Here is an 18,100-nt window from a genome sequence, read left to right as displayed (position 1 = left end):
ATAATAATTTCTGGATAATGTTTCCTTATCACTGCTTGAAATGGTTATAATAGGTATTAAGAGTTAACAGTATGTGGGGGGATTATTTTTGTTCCAAAGTAATTTTCATTTTCTATTACAAAAATGGGGAATCCTTGCTAACTTAGGGGAAACGGCAGAAAATAATGTATTTAATGATCCAAATACAACAATTATTAAAATTCGAATGTTTGCAGAGACAACAGCAAAATATGTTTTAGCATTTGAAGAGATTAGAGAAACATACGACACTAGTCAGGTTGATCGTTTAAACGCACTAAAACGTGATGACCTTATCTCTGATGAATTATATGAAATGTTCGATACAATTCGTAAAAAGGGTAATAAAGCTGTTCATGAAGCTGGGTATGGTACGGAAGAAGAAGCAAAAGTAATAGTTCATATGGCGTTTCGTATTGCAGTATGGTTCATGCAAGTTTATGGTGAATGGGGTTTTGAGGAACCAGAATACATTGAGCCAGTAAAGCAAACTAAAATAAATAAGGTTGAAATGCAAAAACTTACGCAATCATATGAAGAAAAAGTAAGTAAATTAGAGGAACAATTAGAAAAGCTCCGAAAAGAACAAAGCAATGTACCAAATGAAGAAAAACAAAGAAGAAAACAAGAATCAAAGCGTTTTAGCAGTAATATCGAATTAACTGAAGCTGAAACTAGGACCATTATTGATGAACAATTAAGAAGAGCTGGTTGGGAAGTCGACACAGAAAATTTGAGATTTGGCAAAGGAATTAGACCACAAAAGGGTAAAAATATAGCTATAGCAGAATGGCCGTTAAAAAAGGGTTTCGCAGATTATGCCTTATTTATTGGATTAGAATTGGTTGGGATTATTGAAGCTAAAAGAAAGAGTAAAAACATTCTATCCGATATTGAACAAGCAAAAAATTATGCTAGATTAGTTGTTCAACAAGATGAAGAAATCATTCTTAAACCATATGGAGACTACTTTGTACCATTTTTATTTGCAACAAATGGACGGTCTTATTTAAATCAGTTAGAAGAAAAGTCTGGAATCTGGTTTTTAGACGCAAGAAAATCTACAAATCACCCACGTCCATTAAAGGCCTGGTACTCACCAGAAGGATTAAAAGAATTAATAAAGCAAGATCTCGATAAAGCAACAAAAGAATTGCAAGATGAAGAACTTGGCTACCTTAATTTACGACCTTATCAAGAAAATGCAATTACTTCTGTAGAAAATGCATTATCACAGAAGCAACGAGAAATTTTGTTAGCAATGGCAACTGGAACTGGAAAAACCCGTATGGCAATTGGCTTAATTTATCGGTTAATCAAACACAATCGATTCAAGAGAATTTTATTTTTAGTTGACCGTTCTGCATTAGGGCGTCAAGCAGAAGCTGCATTTAAGGATTCAAAACTTGAAAACTTTCATTCTTTTACTGAGATCTTTGAATTACAAACTTTAGATGACCAAAAGCCTAATCCAGAAACGAAGGTACATATTGCAACGGTACAAGGTATGTTGAAACGACTTTTCTATAGTAATTCCGATACTCATATACCAACTGTAGACCAATATGATTGCATCATTGTTGACGAAGCTCACCGAGGTTATACACTAGACAAAGAAATGACAGAAGTTGAATTAGAGTTCCGTGACCATAATGATTACGTAAGTAAATACAGAAAGGTCTTGGAATACTTTGACGCCGTTAGGATAGGTTTAACTGCTACCCCAGCCCTTCATACTGTTGAAATATTTGGTGAACCCGTATTTACTTATTCATATCGTGAAGCAGTAATTGATGGATACTTAATTGACCACGAGCCACCGTATCAGTTTGAAACGGCTCTAAAAAAGAGTGGGATTAAGTGGCAGGTTGGGGAAGAGGTAGAGGTATACGATACCAGGGTGGGTATGATTGAAAAAGAAGTTTTAGAAGATGAGGTTAATATAGAAGTTACACAATTTAACAAAACAGTCATTACTGAGAGTTTTAACCGTGTAATATTAAGTGAATTGGCTAATCATATTGATCCGTATGATCTTGGTAAAACACTTATCTTTGCTGCAACAGATGATCATGCTGATATGGTAGTTCGTATTCTAAAAGAAGAACTAGAAAATGTTCACGGAGAAATTGAGGATAATTCAGTAATGAAGATTACAGGTTCTATTAAAGACCCACTTCAAGCAATTAAACTTTATAAAAATGAACGTCTTCCTAATATAGTAGTAACTGTTGATTTATTGACAACGGGTGTTGATGTTCCTTCAATAACTAATATTGTATTTTTGCGTAGGGTACGATCAAGGATATTATATGAGCAAATGCTAGGTAGAGCTACGAGAAGAGCCGATGATATTGGAAAGGACCATTTTTCAATTTACGACGCAGTAGGAATATATGAATCATTAAAACCTTATACAACCATGAAGCCCGTTGTAGCAAGTCCTAAGGTTTCCTTAACTCAATTAGCAGAGGAAATTGAACAACTTGAAAATGAAGAACATTTAAAACAACATAAGGATCAATTCATAGCAAAAATGCAGAGAAGAAAACAAAAGTGGACTGACAAGTAACGGGAAGATTTTAAGGTTCTATCAGGTGGTAAAACCATAGAAGAATTTATAGATTTAGTAAAAAATACTAAAGAAAATGAAATATCACAAGAATTAAAAGAGAATAAACAACTCATAAATTATATTGATGAGAATCGTAACCGTCCAATTCGACAATTAATTTCTCGTCATGAAGATGAATTAGTTGAAGTAACAAGAGGATATGGAAATGCCGAAAAACCAGAGGACTACTTACAAAGCTTTAGTCAATTTATAAAAGAAAACATCAATCTAATACCAGCTTTACAAGTTGTGTGTACACGGCCAAGTGATTTGACTAGAGAAGAACTTCGTAAACTTCGTATTGAATTAGACCAAAAAGGTTTTACTGAAAAAAACTTACAAGCAGCTTGGCGTGACGCCAAAAACGAGGATATTGCTGCTGATATTATTAGCTTTATACGTCAACAAGCACTAGGTGATCCTCTAATTAGTCATGAAGAGAGAATAAAAAATGCAATGAAAAAAATATATAGTATGAGAGCATGGCCAAAGATTCAAAAGCAGTGGCTGGAAAGAATTGAAAAGCAATTACTACAAGAATCAATTCTTGATCCGGACCCAGAACAAGCATTTAATGTAGAGCCATTTAAAAGTAAGGGTGGCTATAAACAACTAAATAAACTCTTTAAAGGTGAGCTTCCGGATATTGTGAAACGAATTAACTTAGCCTTATATAAGCAAGATAAACGCGAACAAGCGTGATTGTTGACCTCTTTATTGAGGTCTTTATTTTTGGTTTTGTTATAATAAAAAGGCTAGTTTGAAAAAAAGTGAGAGAAAAGATAAAGGAGAAGTAAAAATGGGAAACCAACAGATTGTTCAAAAATTATGGAATTTATGTAACGTGTTACGAGACGATGGGATTACCTATCACCAATATGTAACAGAATTAACTTACTTGTTATTTTTAAAAATGATGAAGGAAACAGAGAACGAAGAGTCTATTCCAGAAGAGTATCGCTGGGATTCATTAGTAAGTCTTCACGGGATAGAACTAAAAACTCATTATCAAAAGCTATTAATTGACCTTGGTAATGAAGGTTATGATATTTTAAAGCAAATATATACGAATGCAAAAACAAATATTGATGAACCTAAAAACCTGGAGAAAATCGTTCGTTCAATAGATGAGCTAGATTGGTATAGTGCAAAAGAAGAAGGACTTGGTGATCTTTATGAGGGGTTACTAGAGAAGAATGCGAGTGAAACAAAATCAGGTGCTGGTCAATATTTCACACCACGCCCTTTAATAGATGTAATGGTAAAGTTGGTTGATCCACAACCCGGAGAGCGTTGTAATGACCCTGCAGCTGGAACATTTGGTTTTATGATAGCAGCAGACAGATATGTTCGTGAGAATACCGATGATTATTTTGACTTAGGGGAAAAAGAAGCAGAGTTCCAAAAGTATAAAGCATTTTCTGGTGTTGAGTTAGTAAAAGATACTCACCGTCTTGCAATGATGAATGCTCTACTACATGATATTCATGGCGAAATCCTTCTTGGTGACACACTTTCAGAACTTGGTAGTAATTTAAAAAACTACGATGTTATTTTGACAAATCCACCGTTTGGGACAAAGCAAGGTGGAGAGCGACCAACACGTGACGATTTAACATTTGCATCAACGAACAAACAATTGAATTTCTTACAGCATATTTACCGTGCATTGAAGCCTAATGGGGAAGCTCGAGCTGCTGTTGTGTTACCAGATAATGTCCTCTTTGAAAGTGGTATAGGAGCAAAAATTCGAGAAGATCTAATGGATAAATGTAACTTACATACAATTCTTCGTCTACCAACAGGTATTTTCTATGCACAAGGTGTTAAGACAAATGTTCTTTTCTTTACACGTGGTAAAACAGATAAAAATAACACAAAAGAAGTTTGGGTATATGATTTAAGAACTAATATGCCTAGTTTTGGAAAGAGAACGCCGTTAACTGAAAAACATTTTGAAGCGTTTGTAACAGCATATGAAGCCGATGATAGAACAAGTGTAAAAGATGAACGCCTTAACGTCTTTACTCGTGAAGAAATCCAGAGAAAGGATAACAACTTGGATATTGGTCTAATTGCAGATGAATCTTTATCTACTTACGAAAACCTACCTGACCCTATTGATTCAGCAGAAGAAGCAATTGCAAAACTAGAACAAGCTGTTGAATTATTGAATGAAGTTGTTAAGGAGCTACGTCAAGTTGAAGAGAAGAAGGGTGCTATTGAACCTGAGGTTGAACTTGAGGTGTCCAGTAATGAGTAATAAGACAAAGAAGCAAAAGACAGTGACGGAATTGTTGGAAGAGGTTATGATACCTAAGGAAGAACACCCCTATAACTTACCGGCCAATTGGTGTTGGGTTAAATTTGATGCAAGTGTAATTAGTTTAAGTAACAGGAATAAACAGTTAAAACAAAAGGAATACAAAGAGGCAGGGAGATACCCTGTCGTCGATCAAGGACAAAAAAGAATATCTGGTTATACTGATAATAAAGACTTAGTAATTACAGAAGATTTGCCGGTAGTAATATTCGGAGATCATACAAGAAATATTAAATGGGTTGATTTTGATTTTGTTCAGGGAGCAGATGGTACTAAGATACTAAAGCCGAAGGAATTTTTCTACCCTAAGTTTTTGTATTACCTTTTGTGCGTAATAAACTTACCTGACAAGGGTTATAGTAGGCACTTTAAGTTTCTTAGAGAAAGTCCTCTTACCCTTCCACCTTTAAACGAACAAAAACGAATTGCTGACAAAGTTGAGCGCCTTTTAAATAAAATAGACGAGGCAAAGCAATTGATTGATGAAGCAAGGGGAACGTTTGAACTTCGTAGAGAGGCCATCTTAGAAAAGGCATTTCGAGGTAATTTGACTGCTAAGTGGAGAGAAGATAATACAAGTATAGAAAATGCAAATGTATTATTAGAAAATATCATAGAAAAAAAACGGAGTTCACATATAAAAATAAATACTAATAATATAAAAAATATTGAAAAAAGTGAAATGCCATTTACGTTACCGAATGGGTGGATTTGGATTAAGTTGGGTGAACTCGCTTACTATGTTACAAGTGGCTCACGAGATTGGTCGAAATATTATTCTGATGCTGGAGCGTATTTTATTAGAACGCAAGATATAAATACTAATAAGTTGGTTTTAGATAATGTTGCATATATGGAATTACCTGAAAAAGTTGAAGGTAAGAGAAGCCTTATTGAAAAAAACGACCTACTTACAACTATTACTGGTGCCAATGTTGGAAAATGTGCTCGTGTAGATTTTGAAATATCGGAGGCTTATGTAAGCCAATCGGTTGCTCTTACTAAACTCGTGGATCCACGTTTAAGTAAATATCTCCACTATAGTTTAATTTCACCTGTTGGTGGAGGTGGGGAACTAAAAGAACGAGCTTATGGAATCGGACGACCAGTATTAAGTTTAGAGGATGTAAAAAATATAAAAATTCCTCTAGCACCTTTTGATGAACAAAAAGAGATTATAAATAAAATTGAACAATTACTTGAGAAAGAGGATAATTCTATTTTGTTGATAAATCTAGAAAAGGAATTAAATCAAATGAAAAATAGCATCTTATCCAAGGCCTTCCGTGGCGAACTCAGCACAAACGATCCTAAAGAAGAAAGTGCTATCGAATTACTAAAAGAAGTTCTACAAAACAAGTAAAATGGTGGATATGTTCATGATCACGATTTATTCCACGAAACATAATGGGAGAGTATGTTAACCTATATCTCAAACTTTGAAAAACCTTAACAAACCTTTATTTAACCTTTATTTAACAAGCAATTGTTATAGAGAATTATTGGGTTAGGTTGGGGGTGAATTGGGGGTGAAATCAAACATACTGCCCCCAATTCCATCTGATTAAATCGTACAAATGAGTAAATTAAAGCCCATTGTAGCAACTAATTTAAACTTAAACTGTCATATTCCGAAGCACACTCTTTCCTTGACAGGGAAGTGTTAAACAAAAAGGCAATTCCACCTTGGAAATGCCTTTTTCATTCTATCAAAGGAATGCCTTAGAGTATTCATCAATAATGTACTTACAATCTTCTTCGGTAAGTTCAGTACTAAAATATTCTCCGTTTATTCTTGCTTCCTCTAGGAATTGCCTTGCTTCTTCGTAGTAAGGTAAGTGTAATCTTCTTATAATCTCGGTGAAATCACTCACATTGTTAGGATTAAGTGTTTCGAGGGTGTTTAATAACTTTGCTAGCCCATTATTTCCTAATACTCTATGGATATAAAGGTCTTTTAACAATGTATTAGTATCATTAGTCCTCTTGCAAGTATGGTGAACAAGACGAAAATTTTCATCTTTATCCGTAATGTTATTAGTCTCCCATTCTAGCCAATCATTAGTAGATTTGATTATGTCACCACAGACATCACAGATCCATTCCTCTAACGGCTTTAGTCCTTCAATTTCCATTTTTTTCATCTCCCTTTCTAATATATATAAAGAATTTTACCATGGAACAAATTGGATATAAATACCAAAAAAATAAGTGGTTTCTAAATGCGAACGAACTATTATGAATTTTGAATGTTAGTATTATTAATACTTAACTCACTATAAAGATGCGTTTGCCATACGCAATCACTAATTTACAAACTATCAATCTCTTATTGAATTGAATACCTAAGAAGCGATATATTAATTACTAAAATGAATTAAGAGGGCTATTGTTATGGAAAATACACTGGTCTTGGTGGACAAAAAACTACTAAAAGTATAAATGTATCGAAGCAACAAGCACTTTTCTTACTTTGCCTAACTGAAATAAATCCTGAAGTTGGCCATGAGATTAATAAGTTGTACAAAGAATTTAAAGGTGTATGTGACTCACTTGTTAATGTTGAAAATAATAATGAGATAATTAGCCTGAATTTTAATACTTATAATGAAGTAATTACCTTGCTTGATTTTAAAGATGAAATAAGAGTGTGGGCTAGCACTTGGTGTATAGGTGAAGAATGGGTCGTGGAATATTTATTTTGTACTTTCATGGTTTGGTATGAGAATAAGGATACCAGGAACAATCTTTTCTTATTTAATAGTGATATTGGAAAAATGTATAAAATAATAAAAAAAATACAGAAGGAATTACACCGTGAGTTACCTGTCTATAATTTTCTATTTCAAACAGAGAAAGAATATCATAGTTTAGCAAGAAGATTAGCAGCTGAAAATATTGAAATGACAAATAAAGCAATTATGGAAGAAGGCTATATTTTAACTGAGGAAAAAAGAAATATTGACCATTATACTTGGTTTGTTCATTATCATGTATTTGGATGGACCTATGATGAAATTGCTGACGAGTACTTCATTCAAAAAGCAGCAACTATAGGGAAAGTCATAAATAGTATTTATAAAACAATAGGATTAAATAAAGAGAATAAACGAAAACAAAAAATATTACCATAAAAAGTGCTTGGTGTGAAGACCCTTAGATGAAAAATCTAAGGGTCTTCTTGTATTTATTTGTGCGTTTTATTCTTGATATGTAATCAGATGTAGGGAGGTGTTTATAAATGAAGTTGTTAAAAATTAGTGAAGTTGCAGAAATTTTAAACGTTACACTTGATCGAGCATATGCTCTCGCTAGATCTGGAAGTATTCCCGTTGTCTATATTGGTAGGCAAGTTAGAGTGGAAAAAGAGAAATTACTTGAATGGATAAGAGGTGGTGGGAAAAAGATTATTGATACAAGCAATTGAGGTGTTTGAGATATGGGAAAGCTTTTGTGTGATGAGTCCCCATTAATCGTCTTACCCTCTTTAGCAAAATTAATCGGGCTAAATGAGGCTATTGTTTTACAGCAAATACATTATTGGTTAGAAAAAAGTACAAATATATATGAAAACAAAAAGTGGGTTTATAATAGCTACCCACAATGGAAGAAACAATTTCCTTTCTGGTCTGAAAGAACCTTAATAAGAATAATGAAGTCTTTGAAGGATAAAGGGCTAATTATCGTAGATAACTTTAACCGAATGAAGATTGATAAAACAAATTGGTATTCAATTGATTATGAAAAGGTATCATCTTTGCTGACAACTTGTCAGGCTAATCATGACAATAAGTCCATACCAATACCAGAGACTACTACAAAGAAAAATAAATATGCTAGTAATGTTTTTTTAACCGATTCTGAGTACGAGAAACTGTCTTCTGAGCATGGGGATAAGGATACAGTAGAAATGATACAAATATTAAACAACTATAAAGAATCAAGTGGTAAAGATTATGAATCTGATTATCATGCAATTTTGCTCTGGGTTGTTGATAGAGTAAATGAAAAAAAGAAGTCGACTAAAAAATATACAAAGTCTGAGAATGAGAGTTTCACAAGGCATATAGAAGCAAGGGATAGAGAGATTGCGTTTAACAAATGGGTTGAAGAAGGGAAGAATCCAGATGAATTTACCTATTAATCAATTATTTTCTGTAGAAGCAGAAGCATCTGTAATAGGTGCTGTACTTATTGATCCAGAAGTTGTTGACGACATTGTACCCAAAATTGAAGATCGTGATTTTTTTAATCCTGCAAATCGTCATATATGGGCTGGGCTGCTATTGTCGGTCTTTACAGGAACAATAAACCAATTGATCTAGTTACTGTAACAGAGCAGCTTAGTCAAAAAAAGATAATAGAAGAAATTGGTGGTGTAGATTATCTTAGTAAGTTAGCTGGTTCGGTACCTACCACAGCAAATACAGGGTTTTATTGTGACATTGTAAAGTCAAGAGCTTTACGAAGAAGAGGATTGGAAGTTAGTGAAAAAATTAAGGTGATTTCAGATTGCAATGAATTTGAAGAAGATGAAAAATACCTTAATGAAATAGAGCGTTTAGTTCTAAAGGTAAGACCAAAAACAGAAGGAAACCTGAAGCATGTAAAGGAAACACGAAGTGACTATCTTGGCTACCTACTACAAAAGGATGATTTTATCTATACAGGATTTAACAACTTTGATAAATGGATGGGTGGAATTGGACGTGGGTGGCTGTATATTCTTGCAGGAAGGCCAAGTGTAGGTAAAACAGCTAAGGCACTTCAAATGGCTATTGGAATAGCAGAACGAAATGTAGGGAACGTAATTATTTTCTCACAAGAGATGACACGTAACCAATTACTTAATAGAATGATTTCTCCTATATCTGCCATTCCTGCTAACAGAATTAGACGCAAGGAACTTTCAGTTGCAGAATTAGGGAAAATAGAAGCAGCTTACAAAAAGCTTGAACAACTACCAATATATATATAGGACGCTAGTAATATAAGTATTAATTATATCCGATCCGTAGCTAGGCAAATAAAAAGACAATACGGTGACTTAGCAGCGATAGTCGTAGACTATTTAACCATTATGGATATACCCCAACTACCAGGGCAAACCAGGTCACAAGCAGTTGGGGAAGTTACTCGAACTTCCAAAAAGATAGCTCTTGAGTTAAATGTACCTTTTATTATGTTAGCTCAAATGAGTAGGGAAGGTGCTAAATCTCAGGAGCCAAGACTAGATCATCTAAGAGATTCGGGTGAAATAGAACAAGATGCTGATGTTGTAGAGTTCTTGTGGTATGACCCAGAAGAAATACACTCTCAAGGGAAAGTAGTACAAAGTATTATTGCTAAGGGAAGAGATGTTGGAATAAATAAATTTCGGTACTTGTTTAAAGGCTGGATTCAAAAATATGAAGAACTTGATAAATAACATATAGATGGAATTATTACGACTGTTTAATTCGGAATATTCTTTAAACTAAGGAGAGTGGTAATGTGCTACAAGACGAACTCTATGAGTTACTAAAGAAAAAATATATAGAAGATGGAACAAAATATGATTTTAAATACGTAATGAGCAAGTTTGAGGGTTTATTATCCAAGAAGGAAATTGATGATGCATATTATGATTTTTGTTTTGCTTTAAATGGTTTACGAAAAATATGGGAGGAGCCTTTGGATATATGGGGAGATGATGAAACTGACTAAACTTACAGATAAACAAAATCGGTTTGTAAGAGAGTATATTAAGGATTCTTGTGCAACTCAGGCAGCTATTCGTGCTGGTTACAGTAAACGTCGAGCTTCAGAAATAGGTTATCAATTGCTACAGAAAACTACAGTATCTGATGAAATTAAGAAACTTCAAGATGAAATAGACCAACAATTAAGAATGACATTCCTACAAGACGCTGTAGAAGCTAGAAAAGTTCTATATGAACTTATGGTGAATCCGGAGAGTTCAGCTCGGGACAAGATTGTGGCTGCCAAAGATTTACTTGATCGAGCAGGTTTTAAACCTTTAGATAAAAAAGAGTTTAGGGGAATTAATAATAACTTAATTGAAGTGAAATTTGTCGACACCATTTAGAAAATCCAATTTATTTGTGAGGAGCGATGTATGATGAAAACACTAGAGCAATACCCTGATATTTTAAATGTAGAAGATTTACAAGAAATTTTAGGAATCGGAAGGCGTCAAGCTTATGAGTTAGTTTCTACTGGTCAGTTTAACATTGTTAGAGTTGGTAGGAGAATAAAAATATACAAGGCTGTGTTAATAGAGTGGCTTTATGGTGAAGAAAAATTAATATAAATATGTAATTTTTAACAATAACAATATAGACATTGCTTTAATTGGTAGATTCTAGATATATTAGATGTGGCAAACTGTCACATCTCAAATTAATAAATGTTTGAGATGTGCTTTATCAAAAGCACTCTCTCCATAGAATATATCACATTGATTCTAAAAAAAGAGGAGAGATTTTAATGCGAGGATCGGTAAAAAAAGACGGGAAAAGTTGGTATTATATCTTTACGTTAAGTAATGATAATAAGGGCAATCGTAAGCAAAAGAAAAAGAGAGGGTTTAAAACTAAAAAGGAAGCAGAAAAAGCGTTAGCCGAAGCGATTAATGCCATAAATAAGGGGACTTACATTGAGCCTTCAGTTATTTTATATAAAGACTATTTGAATCAATGGTTTTCAACTAAACAGAATGGTATTGGTGTCCAAACAGCAGAAGTTTATAAGAATTATATTCGAGGTAGAATAATACCTAATTTAGGAGACTATACACTATCGAAATTAACAACAATTCATCTTCAATCATATATTAATAGCCTTACTGAGGAAGGATTAAGCAGTGCTACAGTAAGAAAAATATATGAAATTATTAGAAATTCATTAGAACATGCTGTGGACTTTGAATTAGTTCCTAAAAATGTCGCTGTAAAGGTTAAGCTTCCAAAGGGCAATAAGAAAGAGATAAATGTTTGGAATGAAGAAGAAGTAAATAAATTCTTGAAGGTAGCAAAAGACGATTCTTGTTATATAGTATTCTATCTAGCATTAATGACTGGTATGAGGCAGGGAGAACTTCTTGGGTTACGTTGGAAAGATGTTGATCTGAATAAAGGGCTTATAAGAATTAAACAAACGTTAAGTCATGATGGGAAGACATTTATAAATGGTGCTAAAACTAAGTCTAGTCTACGTACTATTAATTTATCTACGTCGGCAACAAAAGTTCTTAAAGCTCACAAACTAAGAGTATCAAAGGTTAAGCTTAGTCATGGACCTAATTATCAAGACTATGATTTAGTTGCGTGTACGCAGTCTGGAACACCATTTAATCCAGCGAATGTTAGAAGGAACTTGAAGAGAATAATAAAAGCTGCTAATTTACCAGACATACGTTTTCATGATTTAAGGCACACTCATGCGACTATATTACTTTCTAATGGAATAAATGTAAAAGTAATCTCGGAAAGATTGGGTCATAGTAACATAAAGGTGACGCTTGATACCTATTCTCACGTTCTTCCGTCTATGCAGGAAGAAGTTGTGCTTAAATTAGATGAAATAATTAAGTAAATCTTCTCGTGACCAAAGTGTGACCAGAAGGCAGTTTTCTAAGGTTAAATGGTTGCAGGCTAAAATAAATAAAAAAGGGGAAGCCCTTATGTATCAAGGGTTTCCCACTTCTTTTTTAAGATGGAGCATAACGGGATCGAACCGATGACCTCTACGCTGCCAGCGTAGCGCTCTCCCAGCTGAGCTAATGCCCCGAAATAAGATGAATATAGCGATATTATACTATAAATAAATACGTTTACAATACCTATGTGTAAATATTCTAACTTTAAGAAGTTACGGACCTATCATCATGTTTATTTTAATAATAGATTGGACAAAATGGAAGCTATTACAAGTTTCAGGAGGGTTTCATTTTGAAGAAAAGATATTTAATAGGAAGTATTATTGGGGTATTAGTATTACTACTTATAGTCTTAAACCCTGGTCAAGATAGATATGTAGCGTGGGTGGGAGAACGGTTAACAGAGGAAAAAGGGATCCTCATGAATATAGGCGTTGATTATGTGGCAAAGCCGATTATAGATACTTCAACAACGAAAAAGGACTTTTTCTTTTTCACTGTCTATCATACGAACCTATTGTCAGATAAAGATATGATTACATTAGGAATCATGAATCAATTTGTTCCAATTAAGAGCATTGCTTATGAAAAGTAACGAAGTCATGATGGCTTCGTTTTTTTTGTGTACAAAAAAGTAATATAGTCCCCTTGGACAATCATAAAATAAAGTAGCATGAACGGGGGGATACAGTGAAGCATCTATTCATACTTGTTTGTATTTTGGGGATTGTTGCTTATTTAGATTCGCCGATCTCGATGAGTGGTCATCGGATCGATTATGAAACGTTGGTACCTGCCATGGCTGAAGTTGCAGGAGAAGAAGAGGAGATTACCTCTATCCCAACATTTGAAATGCAATTAATAAAGAAAGAAGTTATTGATGGTCACGTTGTAGAAACCTATCAAGAGTTTGAAGTCTTAAAGGATAAAAATGGAGAGATTATATCCAGTACACCTACTGAAAAATTGGAGTACTTACGTTATTTTATCTCAAAACCTTAAAAAACTTTGGTAAACAAACCAAAGTTTTTTTATTGCTTACTCATAGTGTGAATTTGGTCTGATTCAATTACATGTGTGCCTAAACCAGAATTTTGCGCTGCAAGATACATCGCTTTTGCCACATCTTCAGCCTGTATAGGGCGATATTTTTTTCTACTACCTGATAAGAACATAGTAAAGAGTGGAGTCAAATAGGTAGCAAGTTTTTCACCAAGTCTAAATTCTTCTCGTTTGCCTAGAAGAAGAGAAGGTCTAAAGATATAAAGCGAAGACAAATTTAATTCCTTCAATCTTTCTTCTAGTTCACCTTTTACACGATTATAGAAAAAGGAAGAATGCGAGTTTGAACCAAGAGCCGTTATCACTAGGAAGTGATTAACTTCACATTCTTTTGCCATAATAGCCAATTTGACTGGATACTCATAATCCACCGTCCTAAATGCATCCTTTGTTTTAGCCTTTTTAATGGTGGTGCCCAGGCAGCAAAAGACATCATCGACACATAAATGTTCCTGAACGGATAACAGTTGATTAAAATCAACTTGAATTTGAGTTAACTTCTTATGTGTAATATTTAACTTATTACGTACTAATACTTTTACTTCGGAATACTCATTGCTTTGCAATAATACTTCTAAGAGATGAGTTCCGACTAGACCGCTAGCTCCAATTAAAGCAGCTGTTTTGTTTGCCTTGTCCATAGAATTCCTGCCTTCCCACTATTTTTTATAGTTCGAGTTTATTTTATATTTTTTTTACTCAATGTCATATATAATAAATTTACAATTTTGAATAATCGGGGAGACCAGTACCATGAGTGCGAATTTACCAAAAGCTTATTTGGCTTTAGTGATTGGGATTATAACAGTTTCTAGCTCAGCCATTCTTGTGAAACTTGCAGACGCCCCGTCCGGCATTACTGCATTTTATCGTATTTTCTTCACTGTTCTAATTATGACACCTCTATTTTTATTTAAACATGTGAGGGAACTAAAGGCTATCACAAAAAAAGACTGGTTATTCTCTTCAGTCTCCGGTGTATTTCTCGCGCTTCATTTTGTCCTATGGTTTGAGTCCCTAAAATTCACTTCTGTTGCCAGTTCAGTTGTACTTGTGACTTTACAACCGATCTTTGCGTTTATTGGTACCTACTTATTTTTTAAAGAGAAATTCACGTTCCGTTCTGTGGTTAGTGCACTTTTAGCCGTAATAGGTAGTGTAATTATCAGCTGGGGCGACTTCAGAGTAAGTGGGTTAGCGCTATGGGGAGATATTCTTGCACTTATTGCGTGTTTATTAGTAACGATCTATTTCCTATTTGGCCAGGAAGTAAGAAGTAGAATGTCATTAGTAACATATACGTATATAGTCTATTTTGTAAGTTCAATTACCCTACTTGTATACGTATTACTGAGTGGAGAACCTTTTCTTCCATATAACGCGAAACAATGGGGATATTTCATATTATTGGCGATTTTCCCTACACTACTAGGTCATACGTTGTTTAATTATGCCCTTCGTTGGGTCAGTACATCTCTCATATCTGTGACGATACTCTTTGAACCAATTGGTGCTTCCATTCTAGCCTATTACATCTTTCAAGAGATGATCCTGTCCCATCAATTAATAGGGGGAGTCATCGTTATTGCGGGTATATGTCTCTTCTTACTATGGAAGAAAAAAGAGGTTGTTTTAATAGAAAATAAAATTGCCTAGTGATCTCACTAGGCAATTGTTGTTGAAAAATCACTTGCAAATATAGCAAAAACAAATCCCATAACTAAGCAAAAAATCATGGTGCCTGCTCTCACATTTCCCTCTTCATTACTTATTTTTATGGCTTCCCAGTATCCTATTAGGAATAAGAAGACTGACATGATAAAACAAAATACCATAGTAGCAAAAAATAACATATAAATCCTCCTAATTAGATAATTCTCTACTAGAACATATGATAGAGCTCATAGAAATATGTACAAGTTTTATAGTAAATCTATTTAAAAAATTATTTAAGAAAGTAGTGTGTGATATGAATCCTCTTCTATATGGTTTATTGGTCATCCTAACAACCTTTCTTATGGGATCATCATTTGCTGTTGGAAAAATAGGACTGGAGTATGTGTCTCCATTATTATTAGTAGGCATAAGATTCACGATAGCAGGAACCATTATGTCCTTGTTTCTATGGAATAAGCATCTTCCGCAGAATAGTAGAGATTGGTTCAAAATAGTGTTAATAGGTTCTCTCCAAACCGCTGGTGTTATGGGATGTATCTTTCTAAGTTTACGTACCATTACGGCAGGTGAATCTTCCATTTTAACTTTCACTAATCCTTTACTAGTTGTCATACTTGGCACAGCTTTGCTAGGCATAAGATATCACTTTTTACAATGGATAGGAGTAATAGTAGGATTTGTGGGAGTTTTCATTACGTTAGGTTTTTCATTAAAGCTTGAAATTGGAACCTTTTTCGGGCTTGGTTCAGCTGTTTCATGGGCAGCTGCTACTATATTAATAAAAAAATGGGGAAATCGTTTCAATACATGGGTACTGACTGCCTATCAAATGCTTTTTGGAGGACTTCTCCTACTAATTATGAGTGTTATACTTGAGGACATTTATATAACTATTAATAGTAAGTCCATATTGATTATTGTATGGTTGGCGGTAATGGCTTCCATCGTTCAATTTACAATTTGGTTCTATCTATTAAAAGAGGGCGACCCTGCTAAGACAAGCGCATTTCTATTTTTAGCTCCTTTCTTTGGGGTACTTACAGGTTGGCTGATACTGGGAGAAGAAATTAGATGGAATGTGTTTCTTGGAGGAACTTTGATTTTTATAGGGATTTTCCTTGTGAATTGGTTTCTTTCTAGTATTGAAGAGAAGGCAAAAAAGAAGGCTCTTTTCTAAAACTTTGTTGCTTTTCAAGCTAATATTTCTAAAACCAACCCTTTCTTGTGCGTAAAACCAAAGTGTTCATTGTTAGAAAAGAGCAACTCTCTCAATTTAAAGCACTGGACGCTGTACTACCGAGTAAAAATCCGGCTATTGGGATTTTTACGGAAGCAACAATCTTTACGAAAACAACAATCTTTACGAAAACAGCCAAAAAGAAAAAGTACTTATCTTGAAGATGAGTACTTTTACCTTGTTTGAAGCAATCTTTTGGAAGACGAAATCATAAAAATTAATACAATGGAAGAAAGTATAAAGGCTGGAAGCATATATGAGCCATTGTAAAGAAGAGAATAGAGAGCAACTGGTGTCCCTTCTGGAGCAAAATCAGCAAAGAACACAATACCTCCTATATAATGAGCTATAAACCTCAGAGAACTTCCAATCAATGCTCCAATAACCACGTACGTATGCATCTTTGATTTATCACCTGCTTGTAAAGCCTCTTTCATTCGATTTGATACTAATCCGGCAAATCCCAACACAATAAATGCAACTATGTAATCCATGAACGCTTGTGGAATGCTGTAAATGTAGGTGGTAGTTAAAAGTTGGAGTGCTCCGTATAGAAGACCCGATAGTACGCCACCTTTAATACCCCAACGAAAGGCAATGAAGAAAACTGGTACCATAGATAATGAAACGGATCCTCCCTGTGCCCAAATTTTAAACGCCAAGAAGTCTAATAGATAAGCAAGTGCTGAAAATATAGCTACCTCTACTAAAAACAATATCTTTGTGTTTCTCAAATTTATCGCCTCCATCTTCTAATGATGTTAATCACTTGCTCTTTCGTATTGATTGTTGCTTTCGTAAAAATCCCCAAAAACGAATTTTTACTCGGTAGTACAATGTCTAGTGCTTAAATAGAGAGAGTTGCTCTTTTCTAACATTTAATACTTAGATTTTACGTATTTAAAAGGGGATGTCTTTAGAATAGTTACTTGAAAAGCAACAAAGTATTAGAAATGAGCCCAAACAATTAATGCATTAGTTTCTATGGTTAATATCTTTTACAAATATGAATGATAATATATTTGTTCTTTACTATTTAAAAAAGTCTCAGTTAAACTTTGATTGTTGACTATTCAGAGTGAAATGATTGCTTTCTTCGGTGTTTCTCGCCAGTAGTATTTTCTTACTACATGAGGGTTTGGGAGTTCTTCACATCCATGAACTACACAGATTTATTATAAGGTTTTAGAAATTAATTTAATTTTTTTTGAAAAAAGACTTGAAATAGTATTCTGCGACATGGTATATTACTTTTTGTCGCCAGAAAACAACAAGAAAAACACAGAAAAACAAGATGAAAAAAGTTTTGAAAAAGTGTTGACTTGATATAAGGTGATGTGTTAAATTAAGAAAGTCGCTTTTGGGCGGCGGACAAGTTCTTTGAAAACTAAACAAAACGTCAAGCGTGTTGGTTTATAAAAACCGACAACAATTTTTAAAACTTATTAGTGCCAGCGCATAATAAGGATTGTTTTTTCGCTAACGCGAAAAAACTTGGTGTAATGAGCA

The 18,100-nt window shown here is 34.1% G+C and carries 19 protein-coding genes, 1 tRNA gene and 2 pseudogenes; 17 read left to right on the top strand and 5 right to left on the bottom strand.

Annotated elements, in window-relative coordinates; translation table 11 throughout:
• Nucleotides 1-73: 73 nt before the first annotated feature.
• The 3 genes and pseudogenes from hsdR to LT143_RS19920 all read left to right on the top strand — a co-directional run bounded on the left by hsdR (nucleotide 74) and on the right by LT143_RS19920 (nucleotide 6,318).
• Nucleotides 74-3,334 (top strand): annotated as a pseudogene (gene hsdR, locus LT143_RS19930) (type I restriction-modification system endonuclease).
• Nucleotides 3,335-3,431: 97 nt separating this feature from the next.
• On the top strand, nucleotides 3,432-4,895 hold the full coding sequence (locus LT143_RS19925) for a class I SAM-dependent DNA methyltransferase (protein WP_246946159.1): 1,464 nt from the start codon (nucleotides 3,432-3,434) through the stop codon (nucleotides 4,893-4,895).
• Nucleotides 4,888-6,318, top strand: a complete 1,431-nt coding sequence (locus tag LT143_RS19920; protein WP_246946158.1) for a restriction endonuclease subunit S — start codon at nucleotides 4,888-4,890, stop codon at nucleotides 6,316-6,318. Before LT143_RS19925 ends, LT143_RS19920 begins: the two co-directional genes overlap by 8 nt.
• Before the next feature lie 346 nt (nucleotides 6,319-6,664).
• Here LT143_RS19920 and LT143_RS19915 read toward each other — a convergent pair whose 3' ends face one another.
• The gene (locus tag LT143_RS19915; RefSeq protein ID WP_246946157.1) at nucleotides 6,665-7,090 is read right to left on the bottom strand and encodes a hypothetical protein; all 426 of its coding nucleotides are present in this window, start codon (nucleotides 7,088-7,090) and stop codon (nucleotides 6,665-6,667) included.
• 384 nt (nucleotides 7,091-7,474) lie between these two features.
• On the opposite strand from LT143_RS19915, the gene LT143_RS19910 reads away from it, so the two are divergent.
• The 9 genes and pseudogenes from LT143_RS19910 (at nucleotide 7,475) to LT143_RS19870 (ending at nucleotide 12,551) form a co-directional block, all read left to right on the top strand.
• Nucleotides 7,475-8,089, top strand: a complete 615-nt coding sequence (locus tag LT143_RS19910) for a hypothetical protein (RefSeq protein WP_246946156.1) — start codon at nucleotides 7,475-7,477, stop codon at nucleotides 8,087-8,089.
• A gap of 107 nt (nucleotides 8,090-8,196) precedes the next feature.
• Nucleotides 8,197-8,382: a helix-turn-helix domain-containing protein gene (locus tag LT143_RS19905; protein WP_246946155.1), complete on the top strand. Its 186-nt coding sequence runs from the start codon at nucleotides 8,197-8,199 to the stop codon at nucleotides 8,380-8,382.
• Nucleotides 8,383-8,394: 12 nt separating this feature from the next.
• Nucleotides 8,395-9,099 (top strand): hypothetical protein, encoded by a 705-nt coding sequence (locus LT143_RS19900; protein WP_246946154.1) that lies wholly within the window; start codon nucleotides 8,395-8,397, stop codon nucleotides 9,097-9,099.
• On the top strand, nucleotides 9,083-9,280 hold the full coding sequence (locus LT143_RS19895) for a DnaB-like helicase N-terminal domain-containing protein (RefSeq protein ID WP_246946153.1): 198 nt from the start codon (nucleotides 9,083-9,085) through the stop codon (nucleotides 9,278-9,280). Before LT143_RS19900 ends, LT143_RS19895 begins: the two co-directional genes overlap by 17 nt.
• A pseudogene (locus LT143_RS19890) lies at nucleotides 9,226-10,383 on the top strand (replicative DNA helicase). The gene LT143_RS19895 and the pseudogene LT143_RS19890 overlap by 55 nt, the downstream one beginning before the upstream one ends.
• Nucleotides 10,384-10,448: 65 nt before the next feature.
• The gene (locus tag LT143_RS19885; protein ID WP_246946152.1) at nucleotides 10,449-10,661 is read left to right on the top strand and encodes a hypothetical protein; all 213 of its coding nucleotides are present in this window, start codon (nucleotides 10,449-10,451) and stop codon (nucleotides 10,659-10,661) included.
• Nucleotides 10,648-11,043, top strand: a complete 396-nt coding sequence (locus LT143_RS19880) for a terminase small subunit (protein ID WP_246946151.1) — start codon at nucleotides 10,648-10,650, stop codon at nucleotides 11,041-11,043. The genes LT143_RS19885 and LT143_RS19880 overlap by 14 nt, the downstream gene beginning before the upstream one ends.
• A 33-nt stretch (nucleotides 11,044-11,076) precedes the next feature.
• Nucleotides 11,077-11,268: a helix-turn-helix domain-containing protein gene (locus LT143_RS19875; protein ID WP_246946150.1), complete on the top strand. Its 192-nt coding sequence runs from the start codon at nucleotides 11,077-11,079 to the stop codon at nucleotides 11,266-11,268.
• Between the two features lie 176 nt (nucleotides 11,269-11,444).
• On the top strand, nucleotides 11,445-12,551 hold the full coding sequence (locus LT143_RS19870) for a site-specific integrase (protein WP_246946149.1): 1,107 nt from the start codon (nucleotides 11,445-11,447) through the stop codon (nucleotides 12,549-12,551).
• 121 nt (nucleotides 12,552-12,672) lie between these two features.
• On the opposite strand, the gene LT143_RS19865 is transcribed toward LT143_RS19870, so the two are convergent.
• Nucleotides 12,673-12,745: transfer RNA gene (locus tag LT143_RS19865), tRNA-Ala, on the bottom strand.
• A gap of 162 nt (nucleotides 12,746-12,907) precedes the next feature.
• Between LT143_RS19865 and LT143_RS19860 the strand changes: the two genes are divergently transcribed.
• Both LT143_RS19860 and LT143_RS19855 read left to right on the top strand, forming a co-directional pair.
• The gene (locus LT143_RS19860; RefSeq protein ID WP_246946148.1) at nucleotides 12,908-13,210 is read left to right on the top strand and encodes a DUF4359 domain-containing protein; all 303 of its coding nucleotides are present in this window, start codon (nucleotides 12,908-12,910) and stop codon (nucleotides 13,208-13,210) included.
• Nucleotides 13,211-13,305: 95 nt separating this feature from the next.
• Nucleotides 13,306-13,617, top strand: coding sequence for a hypothetical protein (locus tag LT143_RS19855; protein WP_246946147.1), 312 nt, complete (start codon nucleotides 13,306-13,308; stop codon nucleotides 13,615-13,617).
• A gap of 29 nt (nucleotides 13,618-13,646) precedes the next feature.
• Here LT143_RS19855 and LT143_RS19850 read toward each other — a convergent pair whose 3' ends face one another.
• Nucleotides 13,647-14,318, bottom strand: a complete 672-nt coding sequence (locus LT143_RS19850) for an oxidoreductase (protein WP_246946146.1) — start codon at nucleotides 14,316-14,318, stop codon at nucleotides 13,647-13,649.
• Between the two features lie 112 nt (nucleotides 14,319-14,430).
• Here LT143_RS19850 and LT143_RS19845 point away from each other — a divergent pair, with 112 nt between their 5' ends.
• Complete coding sequence (locus tag LT143_RS19845) at nucleotides 14,431-15,333, top strand: DMT family transporter (protein WP_246946145.1); 903 nt, start codon at nucleotides 14,431-14,433, stop codon at nucleotides 15,331-15,333.
• Nucleotides 15,334-15,341: 8 nt separating this feature from the next.
• Here LT143_RS19845 and LT143_RS19840 read toward each other — a convergent pair whose 3' ends face one another.
• Nucleotides 15,342-15,530 (bottom strand): hypothetical protein, encoded by a 189-nt coding sequence (locus LT143_RS19840; protein WP_246946144.1) that lies wholly within the window; start codon nucleotides 15,528-15,530, stop codon nucleotides 15,342-15,344.
• Between the two features lie 116 nt (nucleotides 15,531-15,646).
• Here LT143_RS19840 and LT143_RS19835 point away from each other — a divergent pair, with 116 nt between their 5' ends.
• Nucleotides 15,647-16,531, top strand: a complete 885-nt coding sequence (locus LT143_RS19835; RefSeq protein WP_246946143.1) for a DMT family transporter — start codon at nucleotides 15,647-15,649, stop codon at nucleotides 16,529-16,531.
• 47 nt (nucleotides 16,532-16,578) lie between these two features.
• The gene (locus tag LT143_RS19830) at nucleotides 16,579-16,752 is read left to right on the top strand and encodes a hypothetical protein (protein ID WP_246946142.1); all 174 of its coding nucleotides are present in this window, start codon (nucleotides 16,579-16,581) and stop codon (nucleotides 16,750-16,752) included.
• A gap of 12 nt (nucleotides 16,753-16,764) precedes the next feature.
• Here the strand turns inward: LT143_RS19830 and thiT are convergent, their stop codons facing one another.
• Nucleotides 16,765-17,325, bottom strand: a complete 561-nt coding sequence (gene thiT, locus LT143_RS19825) for an energy-coupled thiamine transporter ThiT (RefSeq protein WP_246946141.1) — start codon at nucleotides 17,323-17,325, stop codon at nucleotides 16,765-16,767.
• Nucleotides 17,326-18,100 lie beyond the last annotated feature (775 nt).

Origin of the sequence: Bacillus pinisoli (assembly GCF_023036475.1) — a bacterium.
Taxonomy (GTDB): domain Bacteria; phylum Bacillota; class Bacilli; order Bacillales; family SA4; genus Bacillus_BS; species Bacillus_BS pinisoli.
This window is presented reverse-complemented; position numbering and strand designations above follow the sequence as displayed.

Excerpts from the sequence above, each read along its gene's own strand:
- LT143_RS19905 (WP_246946155.1), top strand. The coding sequence starts at position 8,197 with ATGAAGTTGTTAAAAATTAGTGAAGTTGCAGAAATTTTAAACGTTACA.
- LT143_RS19850 (WP_246946146.1), bottom strand. The coding sequence starts at position 14,318 with ATGGACAAGGCAAACAAAACAGCTGCTTTAATTGGAGCTAGCGGTCTA.
- LT143_RS19880 (WP_246946151.1), top strand. The coding sequence starts at position 10,648 with ATGAAACTGACTAAACTTACAGATAAACAAAATCGGTTTGTAAGAGAG.
- LT143_RS19835 (WP_246946143.1), top strand. The coding sequence starts at position 15,647 with ATGAATCCTCTTCTATATGGTTTATTGGTCATCCTAACAACCTTTCTT.
- LT143_RS19840 (WP_246946144.1), bottom strand. The coding sequence starts at position 15,530 with ATGTTATTTTTTGCTACTATGGTATTTTGTTTTATCATGTCAGTCTTC.
- LT143_RS19915 (WP_246946157.1), bottom strand. The coding sequence starts at position 7,090 with ATGGAAATTGAAGGACTAAAGCCGTTAGAGGAATGGATCTGTGATGTC.
- LT143_RS19900 (WP_246946154.1), top strand. The coding sequence starts at position 8,395 with ATGGGAAAGCTTTTGTGTGATGAGTCCCCATTAATCGTCTTACCCTCT.
- LT143_RS19875 (WP_246946150.1), top strand. The coding sequence starts at position 11,077 with ATGAAAACACTAGAGCAATACCCTGATATTTTAAATGTAGAAGATTTA.
- LT143_RS19895 (WP_246946153.1), top strand. The coding sequence starts at position 9,083 with ATGAATTTACCTATTAATCAATTATTTTCTGTAGAAGCAGAAGCATCT.
- LT143_RS19925 (WP_246946159.1), top strand. The coding sequence starts at position 3,432 with ATGGGAAACCAACAGATTGTTCAAAAATTATGGAATTTATGTAACGTG.
- LT143_RS19870 (WP_246946149.1), top strand. The coding sequence starts at position 11,445 with ATGCGAGGATCGGTAAAAAAAGACGGGAAAAGTTGGTATTATATCTTT.
- LT143_RS19920 (WP_246946158.1), top strand. The coding sequence starts at position 4,888 with ATGAGTAATAAGACAAAGAAGCAAAAGACAGTGACGGAATTGTTGGAA.
- LT143_RS19845 (WP_246946145.1), top strand. The coding sequence starts at position 14,431 with ATGAGTGCGAATTTACCAAAAGCTTATTTGGCTTTAGTGATTGGGATT.